This window comes from Agromyces sp. GXS1127, from assembly GCF_050565425.1.
Classification (GTDB): Bacteria; Actinomycetota; Actinomycetes; order Actinomycetales; family Microbacteriaceae; genus Agromyces.
Genome location: NZ_JBOCIG010000002.1, coordinates 411,560 through 431,172 on the forward strand (window position 1 = coordinate 411,560; position 19,613 = coordinate 431,172).

General features: G+C 70.6%; 17 protein-coding genes and 1 pseudogene. 5 read left to right on the top strand and 13 right to left on the bottom strand.

What is annotated here, in order from left to right; genetic code table 11:
* Both ACQ393_RS04840 and ctlX read left to right on the top strand, forming a co-directional pair.
* A pseudogene (locus tag ACQ393_RS04840) lies at positions 1-330 on the top strand (ornithine cyclodeaminase); the annotation flags it as partial.
* A gap of 4 nt (positions 331-334) precedes the next feature.
* Positions 335-1,321 (top strand): citrulline utilization hydrolase CtlX, encoded by a 987-nt coding sequence (gene ctlX / locus ACQ393_RS04845; protein WP_430645679.1) that lies wholly within the window; start codon positions 335-337, stop codon positions 1,319-1,321.
* Between the two features lie 92 nt (positions 1,322-1,413).
* Here ctlX and ACQ393_RS04850 read toward each other — a convergent pair whose 3' ends face one another.
* From ACQ393_RS04850 to ACQ393_RS04870, 5 genes are all read right to left on the bottom strand, one after another.
* Positions 1,414-2,712: a citrate synthase gene (locus tag ACQ393_RS04850; protein WP_430645814.1), complete on the bottom strand. Its 1,299-nt coding sequence runs from the start codon at positions 2,710-2,712 to the stop codon at positions 1,414-1,416.
* A 192-nt stretch (positions 2,713-2,904) separates the two neighbouring features.
* Positions 2,905-4,020, bottom strand: coding sequence for a succinyldiaminopimelate transaminase (gene dapC / locus ACQ393_RS04855; RefSeq protein ID WP_430645680.1), 1,116 nt, complete (start codon positions 4,018-4,020; stop codon positions 2,905-2,907).
* Between the two features lie 2 nt (positions 4,021-4,022).
* Complete coding sequence (gene fdxA / locus ACQ393_RS04860; RefSeq protein ID WP_129235541.1) at positions 4,023-4,343, bottom strand: ferredoxin; 321 nt, start codon at positions 4,341-4,343, stop codon at positions 4,023-4,025.
* A gap of 39 nt (positions 4,344-4,382) precedes the next feature.
* Positions 4,383-4,784 (bottom strand): histidinol dehydrogenase, encoded by a 402-nt coding sequence (locus tag ACQ393_RS04865; protein ID WP_430645681.1) that lies wholly within the window; start codon positions 4,782-4,784, stop codon positions 4,383-4,385.
* A complete protein-coding gene (locus tag ACQ393_RS04870) occupies positions 4,781-5,227 on the bottom strand; it encodes a hypothetical protein (protein WP_430645682.1) in 447 nt (148 codons plus the stop codon). Before ACQ393_RS04870 ends, ACQ393_RS04865 begins: the two co-directional genes overlap by 4 nt.
* 120 nt (positions 5,228-5,347) lie before the next feature.
* Here ACQ393_RS04870 and ACQ393_RS04875 point away from each other — a divergent pair, with 120 nt between their 5' ends.
* Positions 5,348-6,160, top strand: a complete 813-nt coding sequence (locus tag ACQ393_RS04875; RefSeq protein WP_430645683.1) for an enoyl-CoA hydratase/isomerase family protein — start codon at positions 5,348-5,350, stop codon at positions 6,158-6,160.
* Positions 6,161-6,272: 112 nt separating this feature from the next.
* Here ACQ393_RS04875 and ACQ393_RS04880 read toward each other — a convergent pair whose 3' ends face one another.
* The 6 genes from ACQ393_RS04880 to ACQ393_RS04905 form a co-directional block, all read right to left on the bottom strand.
* The gene (locus ACQ393_RS04880) at positions 6,273-6,947 is read right to left on the bottom strand and encodes a M23 family metallopeptidase (RefSeq protein ID WP_430645684.1); all 675 of its coding nucleotides are present in this window, start codon (positions 6,945-6,947) and stop codon (positions 6,273-6,275) included.
* Positions 6,948-7,332: 385 nt separating this feature from the next.
* Positions 7,333-9,237 (bottom strand): translational GTPase TypA, encoded by a 1,905-nt coding sequence (gene typA, locus ACQ393_RS04885; RefSeq protein WP_430645685.1) that lies wholly within the window; start codon positions 9,235-9,237, stop codon positions 7,333-7,335.
* A 203-nt stretch (positions 9,238-9,440) separates the two neighbouring features.
* Positions 9,441-11,201 carry a dipeptide ABC transporter ATP-binding protein gene (locus tag ACQ393_RS04890; protein WP_430645686.1) on the bottom strand — a complete coding sequence of 587 codons (1,761 nt, stop codon included), beginning with the start codon at positions 11,199-11,201 and terminating at the stop codon, positions 9,441-9,443.
* Positions 11,198-12,148 (bottom strand): ABC transporter permease, encoded by a 951-nt coding sequence (locus tag ACQ393_RS04895; RefSeq protein WP_430645687.1) that lies wholly within the window; start codon positions 12,146-12,148, stop codon positions 11,198-11,200. Before ACQ393_RS04895 ends, ACQ393_RS04890 begins: the two co-directional genes overlap by 4 nt.
* A complete protein-coding gene (locus ACQ393_RS04900; RefSeq protein ID WP_430645688.1) occupies positions 12,138-13,067 on the bottom strand; it encodes an ABC transporter permease in 930 nt (309 codons plus the stop codon). Before ACQ393_RS04900 ends, ACQ393_RS04895 begins: the two co-directional genes overlap by 11 nt.
* A 183-nt stretch (positions 13,068-13,250) precedes the next feature.
* Positions 13,251-14,870 (bottom strand): peptide ABC transporter substrate-binding protein, encoded by a 1,620-nt coding sequence (locus ACQ393_RS04905; protein WP_430645689.1) that lies wholly within the window; start codon positions 14,868-14,870, stop codon positions 13,251-13,253.
* Positions 14,871-15,080: 210 nt separating this feature from the next.
* Here ACQ393_RS04905 and ACQ393_RS04910 point away from each other — a divergent pair, with 210 nt between their 5' ends.
* Positions 15,081-15,845, top strand: a complete 765-nt coding sequence (locus tag ACQ393_RS04910) for a CPBP family intramembrane glutamic endopeptidase (RefSeq protein ID WP_430645690.1) — start codon at positions 15,081-15,083, stop codon at positions 15,843-15,845.
* Here ACQ393_RS04910 and ACQ393_RS04915 read toward each other — a convergent pair.
* Complete coding sequence (locus ACQ393_RS04915; RefSeq protein WP_430645691.1) at positions 15,791-16,267, bottom strand: hypothetical protein; 477 nt, start codon at positions 16,265-16,267, stop codon at positions 15,791-15,793. The two genes, ACQ393_RS04910 and ACQ393_RS04915, sit on opposite strands and share 55 nt — an antisense overlap.
* Before the next feature lie 143 nt (positions 16,268-16,410).
* Between ACQ393_RS04915 and ACQ393_RS04920 the strand changes: the two genes are divergently transcribed.
* The gene (locus tag ACQ393_RS04920; RefSeq protein ID WP_430645692.1) at positions 16,411-16,599 is read left to right on the top strand and encodes a hypothetical protein; all 189 of its coding nucleotides are present in this window, start codon (positions 16,411-16,413) and stop codon (positions 16,597-16,599) included.
* Positions 16,600-16,685: 86 nt separating this feature from the next.
* Here the strand turns inward: ACQ393_RS04920 and gcvP are convergent, their stop codons facing one another.
* A complete protein-coding gene (gene gcvP, locus ACQ393_RS04925) occupies positions 16,686-19,583 on the bottom strand; it encodes an aminomethyl-transferring glycine dehydrogenase (protein WP_430645693.1) in 2,898 nt (965 codons plus the stop codon).
* Positions 19,584-19,613: the final 30 nt, after the last annotated feature.

The following is a 19,613-nucleotide window of genomic DNA, read 5'->3' on the forward strand; positions in this document are numbered from 1 at the left end:
CTCGACCCGGCGATCCTCGACCGGGCCGAGGTGTTCGTCGAGTACACCCCGCAGACGCGCATCGAGGGCGAGATCCAGTCCAAGCCGGCGGACTTCCCCGTCACCGAGCTCTGGGAGGTCCTCACCGGGCGCGCGCCCGGTCGTTCGGGCGCCGACGCGATCACCGTCTTCGACTCGGTCGGGTTCGCGATCGAGGACTTCTCGGCGCTCCGGTACGTCCGCGACCAGGTCGCCGGCACGCGCTTCGAACAGCGCATCGACCTCGTCGCGGATCCCGACGACCCCAAGGACCTCTTCGGGCTCGTCGGCGCGTTCTCACCGGTGGGCTGAGCGGATGTCGGTGCAATCCCCGTCGGCGGTCGTCATGGTGCGACCGCACCACTTCGCGCCCAATCCGCACACCCTCGCCGACAACGGCTTCCAGCCGGCAGCCGTCGGCCTCGACCCCGAGCGGCTCGCCGCCGCGGCCTACGACGAGGTCACGCGCGCCGCGGCGGCGCTGGAGGCCGCGGGCGTCACGGTGCACCTGTTCGAGGACGAGACCGCGCATCGGCCCGACAGCGTCTTCCCGAACAACTGGATCTCGACGCACTCGGGCGGGCACGTCGCGCTGTTCCCGATGTTCACGCCGAACCGTCGCACCGAGCGCCGCAGCGACATCGTCGAGCTGTTGAAGACCACGTACCGCGTGCAGGACGTCATCGACTACTCGGGCCTCGAGTACGACGACGTGTTCCTCGAGGGCACCGGCGCGATGGTGCTCGACCACGAGGCGCGCATCGCGTACGCCGCCCGATCGAACCGGGCCGACCCCATCGCGCTCGAGCGCTTCTGCACGAACTTCGGCTACGAGCCCATGGTGTTCGACGCCGTCGACGGCCGGGGCATGGCGGTGTACCACACCAACGTCATCCTGAGCATCGCGACCGAGTTCGCGCTCGTCGCGGCCGACATGTTCGTCTCCCCCGCCCGACGCCGGGAGGTGCTCGACCGGCTGGCCGCCCGTGGACGGCGCGATGTCATCGCACTCGACAACGCGCAGGTCGACGCCTTCGCGGGCAACGCGCTCGAGCTGTGGGGCGCACAGGGACGCGTGCTCGCCCTCTCCCGCACCGCCTTCGACGCCCTCACCGCCGACCAGCGGGCGCGCATCGCGCGCACCGCGCGCCTCGTGCCCCTCGACGTGCCCACCATCGAGCTCGCGGGCGGCTCGGTGCGCTGCATGCTCGCGGGCGTGCACCTCGACCCGCGGCCCGGGCTCGTCGAGCACCGGTCCGCACCGGTGGACGATGCCGCGGCCGATGAGATCGCGGCGCTCTGACGCACCGCGCGACATCCGCACACGACGAACGGCCTGTCCAAAGGACAGGCCGTTCGTGTTCACCCGACCGCTCGGCGACGGGTCGCCGCGGCTCAGCGGGTCGGGTAGTGCCGCTCCTGCGACCCCGTGTACAGCTGCTGCGGGCGACCGATCTTCGTCTGCGGGTCGAGGTTCATCTCGCGCCAGTGGGCGATCCAGCCGGGCAGGCGGCCGATCGCGAAGAGCACGGTGAACATGCGCGTCGGGAAGCCCATCGCCTTGTAGATCACGCCGGTGTAGAAGTCGACGTTCGGGTACAGGCGGCGCTGCTTGAAGTAGTCGTCCTCGAGCGCGAACTGCTCGAGCTCCTTCGCGATGTCGAGCAGCGGGTCGTCGACCCCGAGGCCCTCGAGCACGGCGTCGGCGCTCGTCTTCACGATCTTGGCGCGCGGGTCGTAGTTCTTGTAGACCCGGTGGCCGAAGCCCATGAGCTTGACGCCGTCCTCCTTGCGCTTGACGCGCTCGACGAACTTGGCGACGCCCTCGCCCGAGTCGCGGATCTGTGCGAGCATCTGCAGCACGGCCTCGTTGGCGCCGCCGTGCAGCGGACCGGAGAGGGCCTGGATGCCCGCGGAGATCGACGCGTACAGGTTCGCGCCCGTCGAGCCGACGAGCCGGACCGTCGAGGTCGAGGCGTTCTGCTCGTGGTCCTCGTGCAGGATCAGCAGCCGGTCGAGCGCCTTGGCGAGCGTCGGGTCGATCTCGTACGGCTCGGCCATGTTGCCGAAGTTCAGCCGCAGGAAGTTCTCGACGAAGTTCAGCGAGTTGTCGGGGTAGAGGAACGCCTGGCCGATGCTCTTCTTGTGCGCGTACGCGGCGATCACGGGCAGCTTCGCGAGCAGGCGGATGGTCGTGAGCTCGACGTGGTCGGGATCGTGCGGGTCGGACGAGTCCTCGTAGTAGGTCGAGAGCGCCGCGACCGCGCTGGAGAGCACGGCCATGGGGTGGGCGGTGTGCGGCAGTGCGGAGAAGAACCGCTTGAGGTCCTCGTGGAGGAGCGTGTGGCGCCGGATCTTCTCGTCGAACTCCGCGAGCTGGTCGGCGGTCGGCAGCTCGCCGTACATGAGCAGCCACGCGACTTCGAGGTAGGTGGAGTGCTCGGCGAGCTGCTCGATCGGATAGCCGCGGTAGCGGAGGATGCCCTGCTCGCCGTCGATGTAGGTGATCGCGGACCGGGTGGACGCGGTGTTCACGAACCCGTAGTCCAGCGCCGTCAGGCCGGTCTGCCGCGTCAGCGTCGACAGGTCGATGCTCGAGCTGCCCTGCGAGGCGCGGTGGATCGGGAACTCGGCCGTTCCGCCGGGGAAGTCCAGCGTCGCGGTGTCGGGTTCGACCCCGACGGTTTCGTTCACGACGTTGCTCACGGCGTCTCCTGTGATCGTCACTGTCTCGCGGTTCCCTGCTCTCCGGCCCGGCACCGGTCGGCGCGCGCGGCCCGACTACAGCCTAGACGGGTCGGGCGCACACTGTCGCATCCGCCAACGGATCGGGTGATCGGTTGGAGAGAAACCACAGATCACGCGACGATTCGGCCACATGCCCGCTCAGCGCACCGCCGTCGCCCGGAGCCGCGCGGCGGCCTGCCCGATGCGCTCGTCGGTCGCGGTGAGCGAGAGTCGCACGTGCTCCGGGAAGTGCGGCCCGTAGAAATGGCCCGGACCGGCGAGGATGCCGAGGTCGGCGAGCCGCTCGATCGACGCCCAGGCGTCGCGGCCCTCGGTCGCCCAGAGGTAGAGGCCCGCCTCGCTGTGGTCGATGCGGAAGCCCGCGTCCTCGAGCGCGGGCTTCAGCAGCTCGCGGCGGGCGCGGTAGCGCGCCTTCTGCTCCGCCACGTGCGCCTCGTCGGCGAGGGCGACCGTCATGGCCGCCTGGAGGGGCGCGGGGACCATCAGCCCGGCGTGCTTGCGAGCCGTGGTGAGGCGCGCGATGAGGTCGCGGTCGCCGCCGACGAACGCCGCCCGGTAGCCGGCCATGTTCGACTGCTTGGAGAGCGAGTAGATCGCGAGGACCCCGCGCACGTCGCCGCCGGTGACCTCGGGGTGCAGCACGCTCGGCACTGCGCGCCCCTGCCACGGCTCCTCCCAGCCGAGCTCGGCGTAGCACTCGTCGCCGACGATCACGGCGCCGAGCTCGCGCGCCCGTTCGACCGCGCGACGCAGCTCGTGCACGTCGAGCACCCGACCGTCGGGGTTGCCGGGCGAGTTCAGCCAGACGAGCCGGGTGTTCGCGGGCCAGTCGGCGGGGTCGTCGGATGCCACGGCCTCGGCGCCCGCGAAGATCGCGCCCATCTCGTACGTCGGGTAGGCCGCGCGCGGGTGCACGACCGCGTCCCCGGCGCCCACGCCGAGGAAGAAGGGCAGCAGCGCGACGAGCTCCTTCGAGCCGATGGTCGGCAGCACGCCATCCGTTTCGAGGCCCTCGACGCCCCGCCGGCGAGCGAACCACTCGACGATCGCCCGACGCAGGGCGGTCGTGCCGACCGTCGTGGGGTACGAGTGCGCGTCCGTCGCCGCGGCCAACGCCTCGCGCACGAGCGGCGGCGTCGGGTCGATCGGCGACCCGATCGACAGGTCGACGATGCCGTCGCGGTGCGCGGCGGCGCGGTCGCGGTACGGGACCATCAGGTCCCAGGGGTACTCGGGCAGGGCCCCGAGCGCCATGGTCAGTGGCCCTGCGGGGGCAGCGCCGCGATCAGCGGGTGGTCCTTCGGGATGACGCCGACCTTCGCCGCGCCGCCCGGGGAACCGACCTCGTCGAAGAACTCGACGTTCGCCTTGTAGTAGTCGGCCCACTCGTCGGGCAGGTCGTCCTCGTAGTAGATCGCCTCGACCGGGCACACCGGTTCGCAGGCGCCGCAGTCGACGCACTCGTCGGGGTGGATGTAGAGCGACCGCTCACCCTCGTAGATGCAGTCGACGGGGCACTCGTCGATGCAGGCGCGGTCCTTCACGTCGACGCACGGCAGGGCGATGACATAGGTCACGGTGGGTCGGTGTCCCTTCGGAGATGCTGGACTGCCAGTCTATGCGCGGTGCACGGTTCGCGGCGGCAGTGAGGGCCACGCGACGACCAATACGGAAACGATCGCCGGGCCGATCGCCCAGACCGTCCCGACGACGCCGTCGGCCACGAGCACGGAACCGCCGGGGCCGGGGAGCGCGAGCACGGCCACGGTCGCCACGACGCCCGCTGCGGCCGCCGTCGCCGCTCCGCGCCCGCCCGCCACGAGACGGATGCCGATCAGCAGGGCTCCGACGCCGACGAGCCCGGCGACGAGACCCCACGGGATCGCGATCCCGAAGACCTCGAGCGCGTGCCGGTGCCCGATGGTCGCGACCGTGCCGTAGACCACGCCGATCGCGAAGGCGATGGCGTAGGTGCCGATGCGCGAGCCGAGCGGGCGACGCTCGGCGGCCGCGCTCACGGCGCCGGCGTCACGGTGTAGGTCACCGTGCCGCCCTCGCCCGCGAGGATCACGAGGTACCGGCCGTCGGTGTACACCGAACCGGCGTCGGACGCCTGCGCCAGCGCGGCGTCCTCGGTGAAGCCCGCGCCCTCGAGTGCGCTGCGGGCGTCGCCGAGCGGATCGCTCGCTCCCGAGCTGAGCACGACCATCCAGCCGTCCGCGGACGCGGCGCCGCCCGCGAGCTCGACCGTGCCGTCGATGATCGGCACGCTCTGCGGGAAGTCCGCCGGGATGTCGCCGCTCAGGTCGACCTGCCCGCCCGTCGCCTCCTCGACGGTGCCCTCGACCCCGCGTTCGACGAGGTCCTGGACGGCTCCGCCGCAGCCGGTGAGCAGCACCGCCGTCGTGAGGCCCGCCGCGAGGGCGGCCGCGATGCGCGCGCGGGTGGTGAGGTGTGGCATGGGCGCGAGTCTATCCGGCCGTCCCGATCCGACCCGTCGGACGAGGCGAGCGCCGCCCCGGCGGCATGCCGTAGCGTGGTCGGCGGTGCGGCCCCACCGCCGCGGGAAGGACGATCGAGGATGACCGAGCAGCCCGGAACCGATGAGGCCCGACCTCCCGTGCGAGTGGAGCTCGACGGCGTGGTGGCGACCGTGGTCATCGATCGGCCGAAGGCGCTCAATGCGCTCTCCCCCGACGTCCTCCGGGCCCTCGCCGACGCCTTCGCGGCGCTCGAGGAGGAGCGCGACGCGGTCCGAGGCGTGCTCGTGCTCGGCGAGGGCGGGCGCGCCTTCGTCGCGGGCGCCGACATCCGGGCCCTCTCGACGCTCACGCCCGATGAGGGGTCCGAGGCCGCCCGGCTCGGGCACCGGGTCGCGGCGACGATCGAGGCCTTCCCCGCGCCGGTCATCGCGTGCGTCGACGGGTTCGCGCTCGGCGGCGGACTCGAGCTCGCGCTCGCGTGCGACCTGATCTACGCGACCGACGCCTCCTCCTTCGGCCAGCCCGAGGTCCGGCTCGGGGTCATCCCGGGCTTCGGCGGCACGGTGCGGCTCCCCCGCGCGGTCGGGCTGCCGCTGGCCAAGGAACTCATCTTCACCGGCCGCCGCATCGACGCCGCGACCGCGGAGGCGGCCGGCCTCGTCGCGCGGCGCTTCGCCGATCGCGAGGCGCTGCTCGCCGGCGCGCGCGCGACGATCGACGAGGTGGCCGCGAACGCCTGGACGGCGGTCGCGCTCGCGAAGCGCGTGCTCGTGGAGGCGGCCGGGACGCCGACCGCGACGGCCTCCGACCTCGAGGTCGCCGGCTTCGCGGACGCGTTCCGCACGGCCGACCTGCGCGAGGGCATGGCGGCGTTCATCGAGAAGCGCGAGCCGGCGTTCTCCGGTCGCTGAGACGACGGATGGCGCGACTCGCGCCCGTCGCCGGCGAACCGCCGCAGGCTGCCCGGCGACGCCGCTGCCCGCCCGGCATCGGAGGCCGCCGGTCGTTCCGGGCCGAGCCCGGTCAGCCGGTGACGTGCGAACCCAGCCAGGCCATCCCGTCGAACCGGACGCCGTCGGCGCCGTACATCTCGAGGTGCAGGTGGGGGCCGGTCGACTGGCCGGTCGTGCCCACGGCGCCGAGCGCCTGTCCGGCCGTGACCCGCTGACCCTGCGAGACGGCGAGGGAGCCGTACTGCATGTGGGCATAGAGCGACGTGACGACGACGCCGTCGATGTTGTGCTGCACCTCGACCATCACGCCGAGGCCGCCGCCCGACTCGGTCGCCGCGATCACGACGCCGTCGGCGATCGAGCCGATCGTGGCGCCGAGGCCGGGGTTGAAGTCGACGCCGTCATGGTAGGTCGAGCAGCCGGCACAGGGCGCGATGCGCGGGCCGAAGCCCGACGCCGTCCGCGAGGGGTCCACGGGCCAGACGACGCGGTCGGCCCGCAGCAGCGAGACCTCGCCGAGCCCGGCGACGCTCGACTCGATGGGCGGCGGCGCCGCCTCGACGTCCCAGTGCCCGACGTCGATCGGCTCGAGGGCGACCTCGGAGCCCACCTCGAGCGTCTGCGAGCGGAGGGACGTGCCCTGCGACGCGGGCGCGTAGACCGAGGCGCGCGCGGCGCTGTCCGTCGCCGTCACCGCGAGGGCGGGCACGCTCGTGGAGAGCAGCATGCCGCCGGCGAACGTCATCGCGCCGATCGTCATGATCGGACGGAGGCCGGCGGCGCCGCGAGGGCGGCCGGCCGCGCGGTCGCCCTCGGGTGCGGGGGCGGCCCGACGGGCGTCGGTGGTCGGGGTGCTGGCGGGGGCGGCCGTGGCGGTGCGGCGGTACCGGGGGCGTCCGGCCGCACGGCGGCCATGCTTGGGGAGGTTCATAAGCGGGGGAAGTCTGATCCAGGTAACGGTTACGTAACGACACACGAGGGTTTCGGAGAACCCGACAACCTTACGAGGCCCTTTCTGTGAGGTTCCTCCACTGGCCCGACGACCGCTGCCCGACATCGTCGCAGGCCGGCACGACGACAGCGGGGATGCCGCGGCGGCCCCGCGGCATCCCCGTCTGTCGCGCCGGTGGCTAGCCCTGCTTCTTCAGTCGCGACGCGGCGCGCGCACGCGCGGTCGCGTCCAGCTCGACCTTGCGGATGCGGACCGCGGTCGGGGTCACCTCGACGCACTCGTCCTCGCGAGCGAACTCGAGGCACTCCTCGAGCGACAGCTGGCGCGACGGCGTCATCGACTCGAAGGTGTCGGCCGTGGACGACCGCATGTTCGTCAGCTTCTTCTCCTTCGTGATGTTGACGTCCATGTCGTCGTTTCGCGAGTTCTCGCCGATGACCATGCCCTCGTAGACCTCCTCGGTGGGGTTCACGAAGAAGGTCATGCGCTCCTGGAGCGCGATGATCGCGAACGGCGTCACGACGCCGGCACGGTCGGCGACGATCGATCCGTTGTTGCGCGTGACGATCTGGCCGGCCCACTCGTCGTAGCCGTGCGAGATCGCGTTGGCGATGCCCGTTCCGCGCGTCGTCGTCATGAACTCGGTGCGGAAGCCGATGAGCCCGCGGCTCGGCACGATGAACTCCATGCGGACCCACCCCGTGCCGTGGTTCGACATGTTGTCCATGCGGCCCTTGCGCGCGGCGAGGAGCTGCGTGATCGCGCCGAGGTACTCCTCGGGAGCGTCGATCGTGAGGTGCTCGTACGGCTCGTGCAGCTTGCCGTCGACCTGCTTGGTGACCACCTGCGGCTTGCCGACGGTGAGCTCGTAGCCCTCGCGGCGCATCTGCTCGACGAGGATCGCGAGCGCGAGCTCGCCGCGGCCCTGCACCTCCCAGGCGTCGGGGCGTCCGATGTCGACGACCCGGAGCGACACGTTGCCGACGAGCTCGCGGTCGAGGCGGTCCTTGACCATGCGCGCGGTGAGCTTGTGCCCCTTGACCTTGCCGACGAGCGGCGAGGTGTTCGTGCCGATCGTCATCGAGATCGCCGGCTCGTCGACCTCGATCACCGGGAGGGGCCGGACGTCCTCGGGGTCGGCGAGCGTGTCGCCGATCATGATGTCCTCGAAGCCCGCGACGACCGCGATGTCGCCCGGGCCGGCGCTCTCGGCCGGATACCGGTCGAGGGCCTTCGTCAGGAAGAGCTCGGTCACGCGGACGTTCTGCACCGAGCCGTCGTGCCTGACCCACGCCACGGTCTGGCCCTTCTTGATGGTGCCGTGGAAGACGCGCAGGAGCGCGAGGCGACCGAGGAAGGGCGAGGCGTCGAGGTTCGTGACGTGCGCCTGCAGCGGGTGCTCGTCGTCGTAGGTCGGCGCGGGGATGTGCTCGAGGATCGCCTCGAACAGCGGCTCGAGGTCGTCGTTGTCGGGCAGCGCGCCGTTCTCGGGCTGATTGCGGCTCGCGGCGCCGTTGCGACCCGAGGCGTACACGACCGGCACGTCCAGGATGGCGTCGAGGTCGAGGTCCGGCACGTCGTCGGCCAAGTCCGACGCGAGTCCGAGCAGCAGGTCCTGGCTCTCCGCGACGACCTCGTCGATGCGAGCGTCGGGGCGGTCGGTCTTGTTGACGAGGAGGATCACCGGCATGCGGGCCTCGAGGGCCTTGCGGAGCACGAACCGCGTCTGCGGCAGCGGTCCCTCACTCGCGTCGACGAGCAGGACCACCCCATCGACCATGGACAGGCCGCGCTCGACCTCGCCGCCGAAGTCGGCGTGACCGGGGGTGTCGATGACGTTGATGGTCACGGGCGTGCCGCCGGCGTGCGCGCCGTTGTACGAGATCGCCGTGTTCTTGGCGAGGATCGTGATGCCCTTCTCACGCTCGAGCTCGTTCGAGTCCATCGCGCGCTCCTCGACGTGGGCGTGCTCGGCGAACGAGTGCGTCTGGTTGAGCATCGCGTCGACGAGCGTCGTCTTGCCGTGGTCGACGTGGGCGACGATCGCGACATTGCGCAGGTCGTTGCGGGTGGCCTTGGCCATGGTGTGGTCCTCGCGTGGCCGCCGGTCGCCGTGAGGCTCCGGGGCGCGGATCGGCAGCGCCGGGGCGCTGGTGTGGGAGTCGGTGGGAGCGCGAGGAGCCGATGCACACGGCTCGCGCCAGTCCAGCCTACCGCGTCCGGCGGAAACGACGGACGCCCGGCCTCCTGGGAAGGAGGCCGGGCGTCGGTGACGGCGGGCGTGCGCTACGCGCCGAGCTGGAGGTTCGCGCCCGGGATCGCCGCGAGGAGATCCTTCGTGTACTGCTCCTTGGGGTTCTCGAACACCTCATCCGTGGCCGCGGCCTCGACGATTCGACCCTTCTGCATCACGCAGACGTTGTCGGCGATGACGCGCACGACCGCGAGGTCGTGGGTGATGAAGAGGTAGGTGAGGTCGAGCTCGGCCTGCAGGTCGGCCAGCAGGCGCAGGATCTGGGCCTGCACGAGCACGTCGAGCGCCGACACGGCCTCGTCGAGGACGACGATCTCGGGCTTCAGGGCGAGCGCCCGCGCGATCGCGATGCGCTGGCGCTGACCGCCGGAGAGCTCGTTCGGGTAGCGGCCCACCAGCGTGCGCGGCAGCGACACCTGGTCGAGCAGCTCCATCACGCGAGCGCGACGCGACGCGCGGTCGCCCACGTTGTGCGTGACCAACGGCTCCGAGATGGTGTTGCCGATGTTGCGGAGGGGGTTCAGCGAGCCGTACGGGTCCTGGAACACGGGCTGCATCCGGCTACGGAGGTCGAACAGCTCCTTGCCGGTCAGGCTCGCCAGGTCCTTGCCGCCGACGAGGATCTTGCCGCTCGTGGCATCCTCGAGCTTCAGCAGCATCTTCGCGACCGTCGACTTGCCCGATCCGGACTCCCCCACCAGGGCGGTGGTGGTGCCCTTCGGGATCTCGAACGAGACCTGGTCGACGGCGGTGAAGTCGCCCGAACCGCGGATCTTGAAGACCTTGGTCAGGTCTTCGACCACGATGGCCGGGGGCTGCGCGGCAGCCGCCTCGTGCGCCTCGGCGCGAGCCTCGGCCGTCGCGATCAGGTCGATCGTGTCGGTCGTGGTCCCCGGCTCCGCGGCGTGCTCCGGCGCGGACTCCACCGCGTGGATCGACTGGATGCGACGGGAGGCGAGGCTCGGCGCCGCGGCGACCAGGCGCTGCGTGTACGGATGCTGCGGGTTCTGGAGGATCTCGAGCGACGGCCCGGACTCCACGACCTTGCCCTTGTACATGACCACGAGCTGCTCGGCACGCTCGGCCGCGAGGCCGAGGTCGTGCGTGATGAACAGCAGGGTCGTGCCGAGTTCGCGGGTGAGCGACTCGAGGTGGTCGAGGATGACGCGCTGCACCGTCACGTCGAGCGCCGAGGTGGGCTCGTCGGCGATGAGCAGCTGCGGGTCGGCCGAGAGGCCGATGCCGATGAGCACGCGCTGGCGCATGCCGCCGGAGAACTGGTGCGGGAACTGCTTGAGTCGGCGGTCCGCATCCTGCAGGCCTGCCTGCTTGAGCACCTCGATGGCGCGCGCCCGGACCTCCTTGCGGCCCGACGCGATGCCGTTGGCCTTGACGGCCTCCTCGACCTGGAAGCCGATCGACCAGACCGGGTTCAGGTTCGACATCGGGTCCTGCGGGACGAAGCCGATCTTGCGCCCTCGGATGTCCTCCATCTCCTTCTTCGACGCCTTGGAGATGTCCTGGCCGTCGAGGAGGATCTGGCCGCCGGCGATCTGGCCGGAGCCGGGCAGCAGGTTGATGATCGCGTGCGCGGTCGTGGACTTGCCCGAGCCGGACTCGCCGACGATCGCGAGGCTCTGCCCGCGGTAGAGCGTGATGTTCACGCCGTCGACCGCCGTGACCTTGCCCTCCTGGGTCGTGAAGTCGACCTTGAGGTCCTTGATCTCGAGGAGCGGGCGCTCCTCGGCGTCGGGGGTGTGCTGCACGTCTGTTCCGTTCACGGTCGAGGTCATCGCTGCGCCCTCGCCTTCGGGTCGAGCGCGTCGCGGACGACCTCGCCGAGCATGATGAAGCTCAGGACGGTCACCGACAGCGCGATGGAGGGCAGGATCAGCGTCTGCGGGTTCGTCCGCAGGTCGACCTGCGCCTGGCTGATGTCGTTGCCCCACGACATGGTGCTCGAGGGCAGGCCGACGCCGAGGAACGACAGGGTCGCCTCCGCGACGATCGCCGAGGCGAGCGAGATGGTGGTGATCACGATCACCGGGGCGATCGAGTTCGGCAGGACGTGGCGCCAGAGGATCCGCAGGCGCGTGACGCCGACCGCGGTCGCCGCCATCACGAAGTCGGAGTTCTTCACACGGAGGATCTCGGCCCTCAGCACACGCGCCGTCGCCGGCCACGCGAAGATGCCGATCGCGAGGGAGATCGTCCAGACGCTCGCATACTGCGAGAGCACCGACATGATCACGACCGCCGCGAGGATGTAGGGGATCGAGAAGAAGATGTCGCCGAGGCGCGAGAGGACCGCGTCGACCCAGCCGCCGTAGAAGCCCGCGAGCGCACCGAAGAAGATGCCGAGCGAGGCCACGAGGAAGGTCACGATGAGGCCCACCGACAGCGAGGTCGACGTGCCGTGGATGATCCGCGAGTAGATGTCGCAGCCCTGTCGGTTGTAGCCGAGCACGCTGCCGTCGCCCGGGCCCTGGTTGCTCAGCGAGAGCTGGCAGTACCGCGGGTCCACGCTCGTGAACAGCGTCGGGAACAGGGCGACGATCACGATCAGCACGATGAGCGCCGAGGAGATCCAGAACATCGGCCGCTTGCGCACGTCGCGCCAGGCGTCGGTCCAGAGGTTCGTCGGCTTGCCTTCGGCCTTGACCGAGTCGATCGCGACGAGCGGGGTCTCGTCGATCGGCGCCACGAAGTGGGCCTGAGTGGGGCGGGTGTTACTTGGCATAGCGGATCCTCGGGTCGAGAACGGCGTACAGCAGATCCACCAGCAGGTTGATGACGAGGTAGATCAGCACCATCACCGTCACGAACGAGACGACGGTCGGTCCCTCGCCTCGGATGATGGCCTGGTAGAGGGTGCGTCCCACGCCGGGGACGTTGAAGATGCCCTCGGTGACCGTGGCACCGACCATGAGCACGCCGAAGTCGACGGCGAGGTAGGTCACGACGGGGATCAGCGAATTGCGCAGGATGTGCACGGGGACGATCCGGCTCCGCGACAGGCCCTTGCTCGCGGCGGTGCGAACGAAGTCCTGGCCGCCCGTGTCGATGACCGACGCCCGTGTCAGTCGAACGATCTGGGCGAAGCTGATGGTCGCCAGCACGATGGCGGGCAGGATCAGGTCCTGGATGGGGGCGCCCGGTCCGACCGTCGTCCGGAACCAGCCGAGCTGGATGCCGAACACGTACTGCGCCACGAAGGCGACGACGAAGACGGGAAGCGAGATGAGGATCAGGCTGACGACGAGGAAGCTCGCGTCGAAGATGCCGCCCTTGCGCAGGCCCGAGACGAGGCCGATGGCGATGCCGAAGACCATCTCGATGAGCACCGCGATGATCGCGAGGCGGAGGGTGACCGGGAAGGTCTCGGCGAGGATCTCGGAGACCGGCTGGCCGGAGAACGAGACGCCGAAGTCGCCCTGGAAGATGCCGCCCAGGAACAGCAGGTACTGCACGATGAACGGCTGGTCGAGGTTGTACCGCTCACGGACGGCCTCGAGCACCTGGGGCGGCGGGGTCTTGTCGCCGAAGAGGGCGACGACCGGGTCGCCCGGCATGGCGAAGACCATGAAATAGATCAGGAAGGTGGTACCGAGCAGCACAGGGATCGCCTGCAGCAGTCGGCGCGCGATGTAGCCGGCCATGGATCAGGCCCCGCGATCTGCGTGTGTTGACATTGTGGAAGAAACCTCACCGTTATGGGAGTGCGCACACACGATGTTACGCGCCTCGGCACACCCCGGATACGTGGGAGTGGGGCGGCGATCCACTGGACCGCCGCCCCACGGGCGTCAGAGAGTCTAACCCCCTGAAACCCCGATCGAGAATTACTCGCTCTTGGTGATCTGGTGGTAGAGCGGCACCGAGTTCCAGCCGAACTCGACGTTCTCCACCTGCTCACCCCACGCGCCGTTGACGGTCGAGTACCAGAGCGGGATCGCGGGGAGGTCCTCGAAGAGGATCTCCTGCGCCTGCTGGAACTTCTCGATGCCGGCCTCGACCTCGGTCTCGCTGAGGCCCTCTTCGATGAGCGCGTCGAACTCGGGGTTCGAGTAGTCACCGTCGTTCGAGCCCGCGCCCGTCACGTAGATCGGTCCGAGGAAGTTGGAGAGCGACGGGTAGTCGGCCTGCCAACCGGTGCGGAAGCCGGTCTCGATGGTGCGGTCGGTGATCGCGGTGCGGAACTCCGCGAAGGTCGGGTACGGAGCACCCGAGGCGTCGATGCCCAGCTCGTTCTTGATCTGGTTGGTCACCGCGTCGACCCAGCCCTGGTGGCCGCCGTCGGCGTTGTAGCCGATCTGGAACGAACCCTCCCACGGGCTGATGGCGTCGGCCTCGGCCCACAGCTCCTTGGCGAGCTCCGGGTCGTACTCGAGGACCTCGCTGCCCGGGATGTCCTCCGAGTAGCCGTCGATGACCGGCGACGTGAAGTCGTGGGCCGGGGTACGGGTGCCCGAGAAGATCACGTCGGTGACCTCTTCGCGGTTGATCGCGTGCGAGATCGCGGCGCGGCGGAGCTTGCCCTCCTCGCCACCGAAGTGCGCGAGACGGTCCGGGACCACGAACGACTGGAAGATCGCCGCACCCTGGGTGACGGAACGGTCGCCGAACTCGTCCTGGAAGGTCGAGAGCGCGCTGTCCGGGATCGCGTCGAGCACGTCGAGGTTGCCGCCCTGCAGGTCGGCGTACGCCGCGTCCTGCGTGGCGTAGAAGATGATCGAGAGACCACCGTTGGCAGCCTGGCGGCCGCCCTGGTAGTCCTCGTTCTTCACGAGGTCGATGCGCTCGTTGTGCTTCCACGCACCCTCGCCGTCGAGCATGTACGGGCCGTTGCCGATCGGGTTCTCACCGAAGGCCTCGAGGTCCTCCCACGCCGCCTCGGGCAGCGGGAAGAACGCCGAGTAGCCGAGGCGCAGCGGGAAGTCGGACTCCGGCTGGCTCAGGGTCACGGTGAAGGTGCGGTCGTCCACGACCTCGAGGCCGGAGAGCTCGTCGACGTTCTCGTCGTAGCTGAAGCCCTCGATCGAGTCGAAGAAGTAGCTCGAGAGCTGCGCGTTGTCGAGCGCGGCGCCGTAGTTCCAGGCCTTCACGAACGAGTCGGAGGTGACGGGCTCGCCGTTGGTGAACTCCTGGCCCTCCTTGATCGTGATGGTGTAGGTCTGCGAGTCGTCGGTCTCGATGGACTCGGCCATGTCGTTGACCGGAGCACCGTCGGCGTCGTAGTAGACCAGACCCGCGAAGATCGAGTCGAGGATCTTGCCGCCACCGGTCTCGTTGGTGTTGGTCGGGACCAGCGGGTTCTGGGGCTCAGAGCCGTTGGTCGTGATGATCGCGGTCGAGTCGCCCGCCGGCGCCTCCGGCTCGTTGCTGGACGAGCAACCGGCGAGCGTGAGCGCACCGGCCGCCGCAAGAGCAATGGCTGCAACGCCGATTCTCTTGATCTTCAATGTTCCTCCTGTGAGATGAGCGCACGACTGCGCGATTCGTGGTCGAGCAGGGGCGCTGGTAGGTGAATCGAGACTATAAGCGGGCTCGGGCCGAACAAACTTCACGGCCGAACCGTTACCGAGGCGCAATCTTGCGAGGCCCCGGCGCGCAGATGAGCAGCCGTCGACGCACGATTCTTGCGCCGCGAGGCCGCGTGCGAGGATTGCCGCATGCCCGCGGCCCGACGTCTCCGCATCGAGATCGCGATCGTCCTCGCACTCTCGCTCGGCGCGTCCGCCGTCTACTCGATCGTGGCGATCATCGCCCGCCTCACCGCGGAGCGCCCGCTCGGCGAGCAGAGCGCCGCCCTGAACCGCTCGAGGTCCTCACGCGAGTGGCTCGACCTCACCTACCAGTTCCTCGACGTCGCGTTCGGCCTCGCGGTCGTCGCCCTCGTGCTCTACCTGCTGTGGGAACCCGGCCGAAGCCCGTTCCGCCGCATCGGGTTCGACCTGACGCGACCGGGACGGGACGCGGCATCCGGCCTGCTGCTCGCCGCCGCCATCGGCGTGCCGGGCCTCGCCTTCTACGCCGCCGGCCGGGCGCTCGGGTTCACGGTCGCCGTCGTGCCGCAGTCGCTCGACGCCTTCTGGTGGACGACCCCGATCCTCGTGCTCGCCGCGCTGAAGGCGGCCCTGACGGAGGAGCTCATCGCCGTCGGCTACCTCTTCACGCGGTTGCGCGAGCTCGGCGTCGGGCCGTGGGCGACGATCCTCTCGAGCGCGCTGCTCCGAGGGAGCTACCACCTCTACCAGGGCTTCGGCGGCTTCGTGGGCAACGCCGTCATGGGCGTCGTGTTCGGCTGGGCCTACCTGCGCTGGGGCCGGACGATGCCGCTCGTCATCGCGCACTGGCTGCTCGACATCGTGAGCTTCGTGGGCTACCCGCTCGCGCTCGCCTGGTGGCCCGAGCTGTTCGCGGCTCCGGCCGACTGAGCGACCGGCGCCTCCGGCCGGACGCGACCGGGCGACGGATGGCGCGGCCTCGGCGCCTCGGCGACGTGACGCGCCCCGGCGAGCGCGACGACCGTCGCGGGCATCGCCGGCAGGGTCTCCTCCGGAGGTTCGACGCGCAGGTCGGAGTCGTTCGCCCGCACGAGCGCGCCGTCGATCCAGCTGCGGCGCCCCGGCGTGCAGACCGACGAGAACTGCTCGGCCCCGCCGTAGAACCCGCCGCGCGAGAGGTCGCCGAACGACTCGGCCCGGCGCAGGGCGTCGGCCATCTGCGGGTTGCGGCGATCGAGCAGTCCGGCCCGCTGCTCGAGCCCGAGCCCCCGCGACCCGGCGAGCGTGCACCCCACCATGACGCCGGCGAACCCGAGCGTCGCGAGCACGGCGACGAGATCCATCGGGAACATGCGCACCCCCTCTTGTGCGAGTGATCCTCAGTGTACTCCCGGGCTGGTTCGAGGGGGCGGCCCGGATGTCGCGGGCGCGCGCCGCGCGCAGCATGTCCGACGTCGGGGCGGATCCGCCCCCTCGCACGTCAGGGAGAACGACGATGGACCTCGCACACGCACTCAACGCCGGCGGCCTCGCCGCCCGTCGCACCGACCACCGCTTCACGGCGGAGGAGGCGGAGATCCGGGCGGCCGAGCAGCGCGTCGCACGCCGCCGCGCGGCCGCGATCGAGCGACGGCCGCTCACCTTCACCGAGCGCGGCCGGCACGCTGCGCCGCGCACCGCCTGACGACCGACCTCGACGCGACGCGACGCGACGCGAACGCCGTGACGGCGTCCCGGCGCGATGCCGCTGCGCTCTCCTCGAGGCGTCCGCTACGCGAACGCCTCGATCGGCGGGCAGGCGCACACGAGGTTGCGGTCGCCGTAGGCCTGGTCGATGCGGCGGACCGGTGCCCAGTACTTGTTGCGCACCAGCGAGCGCACCGGGTAGACGGCCTGCTCGCGCGTGTAGGGGTGGGTCCACTCCCCCGTGACGACCGACTCGGCGGTGTGCGGGGCGTTCCGGAGCGGGTTGTCATCGGCGGGCCACTCGCCGCGGCCGACCGCGTCGGCCTCGGCCTTGATCGCGATCATGGCCTCGACGAACCGGTCGAGCTCCGCGAGGTCCTCCGACTCGGTCGGCTCGACCATGAGCGTGCCGGCGACCGGGAACGACATCGTCGGCGCGTGGAAGCCGTAGTCGATGAGGCGCTTGGCGACGTCGTCGACCGTGACGCCGGTCTCCGCGGTCAGCGGCCGCAGGTCGAGGATGCACTCGTGCGCGACGAGCCCGTTCTCGCCCGTGTAGAGCACCGGGTAGTGGTCGCGCAGCCGCGCCGCGACGTAGTTGGCGGCGAGCACCGCGGTCGCCGTGGCCTGCTTCAGGCCCTCGGCGCCCATCATCCGCACGTACGCCCACGAGATCGGGAGGATCGAGGGGCTGCCGTAGGGCGCGGCCGAGACCGGTCCGCCGCCGTGCTCGACCCCGCCCGCGTGGTCGGAACGCTGGGCCATCGGGTGACCGGGCAGGTGGGGCGCGAGGTGCGCCTTCGCCGCGACCGGGCCGACACCGGGGCCGCCGCCGCCGTGCGGGATGCAGAACGTCTTGTGCAGGTTGAGGTGCGACACGTCGCCGCCGACGTCGCCGAAGCGCGCGAAACCGAGGAGCGCATTGAGGTTGGCGCCGTCGATGTAGACCTGGCCGCCGGCGTCGTGCACGGCCTGCGTGATCGACTTCACCTCGTGCTCGTAGACGCCGTGCGTCGACGGGTAGGTGATCATCAGCGCGGCGATGTGCTCGGCGTGCGCGGCGATCTTCGCGCGCAGGTCGTCGAGGTCGACGTTGCCGAGCCCGTCGGTCGCGACGACGACGACCTTCATGCCCGCGAGCACCGCCGACGCGGCGTTGGTGCCGTGCGCGCTCGACGGGATGAGGCACACGTCGCGCTCGTCGTCGCCGTTGGCGAGGTGGTAGCCGCGGATCGCGAGGAGGCCCGCGAGCTCGCCCTGGCTGCCCGCGTTGGGCTGCAGCGAGACGGTGTCGTAGCCGGTGACCTCGGCGAGCCAGCTCTCGAGCTGCTCGATGAGGCCGAGCGAGCCGACGACGTCGGCCTCGGGCGCGAACGGGTGCAGGTTCGCGAACTCGGGCCAGGTGACGGCCTGCATCTCGGTCGCCGCGTTGAGCTTCATCGTGCACGAGCCGAGCGGGATCATGCCGCGGTCGAGCGCGTAGTCGCGGTCGGCGAGCGTCTTCAGGTACCGCATCATCTGCGTCTCGGACTGGTGCGTGTTGAACACCGGGTGCTCGAGGTACGACGACGTGCGCCGCTGGGCGTCGGGCAGGCTCGTGGGCAGCTCGCGGAGCGGCACCGGCACCTCGGTGCGCGGGTCGAACCCGAACGCCTCGACGACGAGCGCGAGCTCGGCCTCGGTCGTCGTCTCGTCGACGGCGACGTGCACGGTCGCCTCGTCGGCCTCCCAGAGGTTCACGCCGAGCTCGCGGCCCCGTGCGACGATGTTCGCGGCGCGGCCCGGCACGTGCACCCGGATGGTGTCGAAGTACGCCTCGTGCGCGAGCGAGAGCCCGAACCCGGTCAGCGCGTCGGCGAGCGCCTTCGCCTTGGCAGCGGTGGTCACCGCGATGTGGCGGATGCCTCGCGGCCCGTGATAGACGGCGTACATCGACGCCATCACGGCGAGGAGCACCTGCGCGGTGCAGATGTTCGACGTCGCCTTCTCGCGACGGATGTGCTGCTCGCGAGCCTGGAGGCTGAGCCGGTACGCGGGGTCGCCCGCGGCATCCTGCGACACGCCTACCAGGCGGCCCGGAAGCTGCCGCTCGAGCCCCTTGCGCACCGCCATGTACCCGGCGTGCGGGCCGCCGAAGCCCATCGGCACGCCGAAGCGCTGCGAGGTGCCGACCGCGACATCCGCCCCCAGCTCGCCGGGGCTCGTGATGAGCGCCATCGCGAGCAGGTCGGCCGCGACGACCGCGAGCGCGCCCTGCTCCTTCGAGGCCGCGATGACCGTCGACGGGTCCCAGACGCGACCCGACGCACCCGGGTACTGCACGAACATGCCGAAGTGCTCGCCGAGCGCCGCGACATCCGTCGTCTCGTCGAGCCCGGCGACGACGAGCTCGATGCCGACGGCCTCGGCGCGTGAGACGAGCAGCGCGTGCGTCTGCGGCAGCGCATCGGCGTCGACGACGAAGCGGTTCGACTTCGACTTGGAGGCGCGGCGTGCGAGGAGCATGCCCTCGACGACCGCGGTGCCCTCGTCGAGCATCGACGCATTGGCGGTGTCGAGCCCGGTGAGGTCGGTGACCATGGTCTGGAAGTTGATGAGCGCCTCGAGGCGGCCCTGCGAGATCTCGGGCTGGTAGGGCGTGTAGGCCGTGTACCAGCTCGGGTTCTCGAGTACGTTCCGCTGGATCACGGCCGGCGTGATCGTGCCCGAGTAGCCGAGGCCGATCATCGACGTGCGCACGGTGTTCGCGTCGGCGAGCGCCCGCAGCTCGGCGAGCGCCTCGCGCTCGGTCGCCGCGGCCGGGATGACCGAGTCGAGCACCTCGTGCATGCGGATGGCGCTCGGCACCGCCGCATCCATGAGCGCGTCGAGCGAGTCGTAGCCGAGCGCCGCGAGCATCCACTCGTGGTCGCGCGGGGTGGTGCCGATGTGGCGGCGCCCGAAGGCGTCGACGTCGAAGGCCGGAGAGGTGCTGGTGGTCATCGTCTTCCTAGTCGTTCGCTGGTCGCGGAG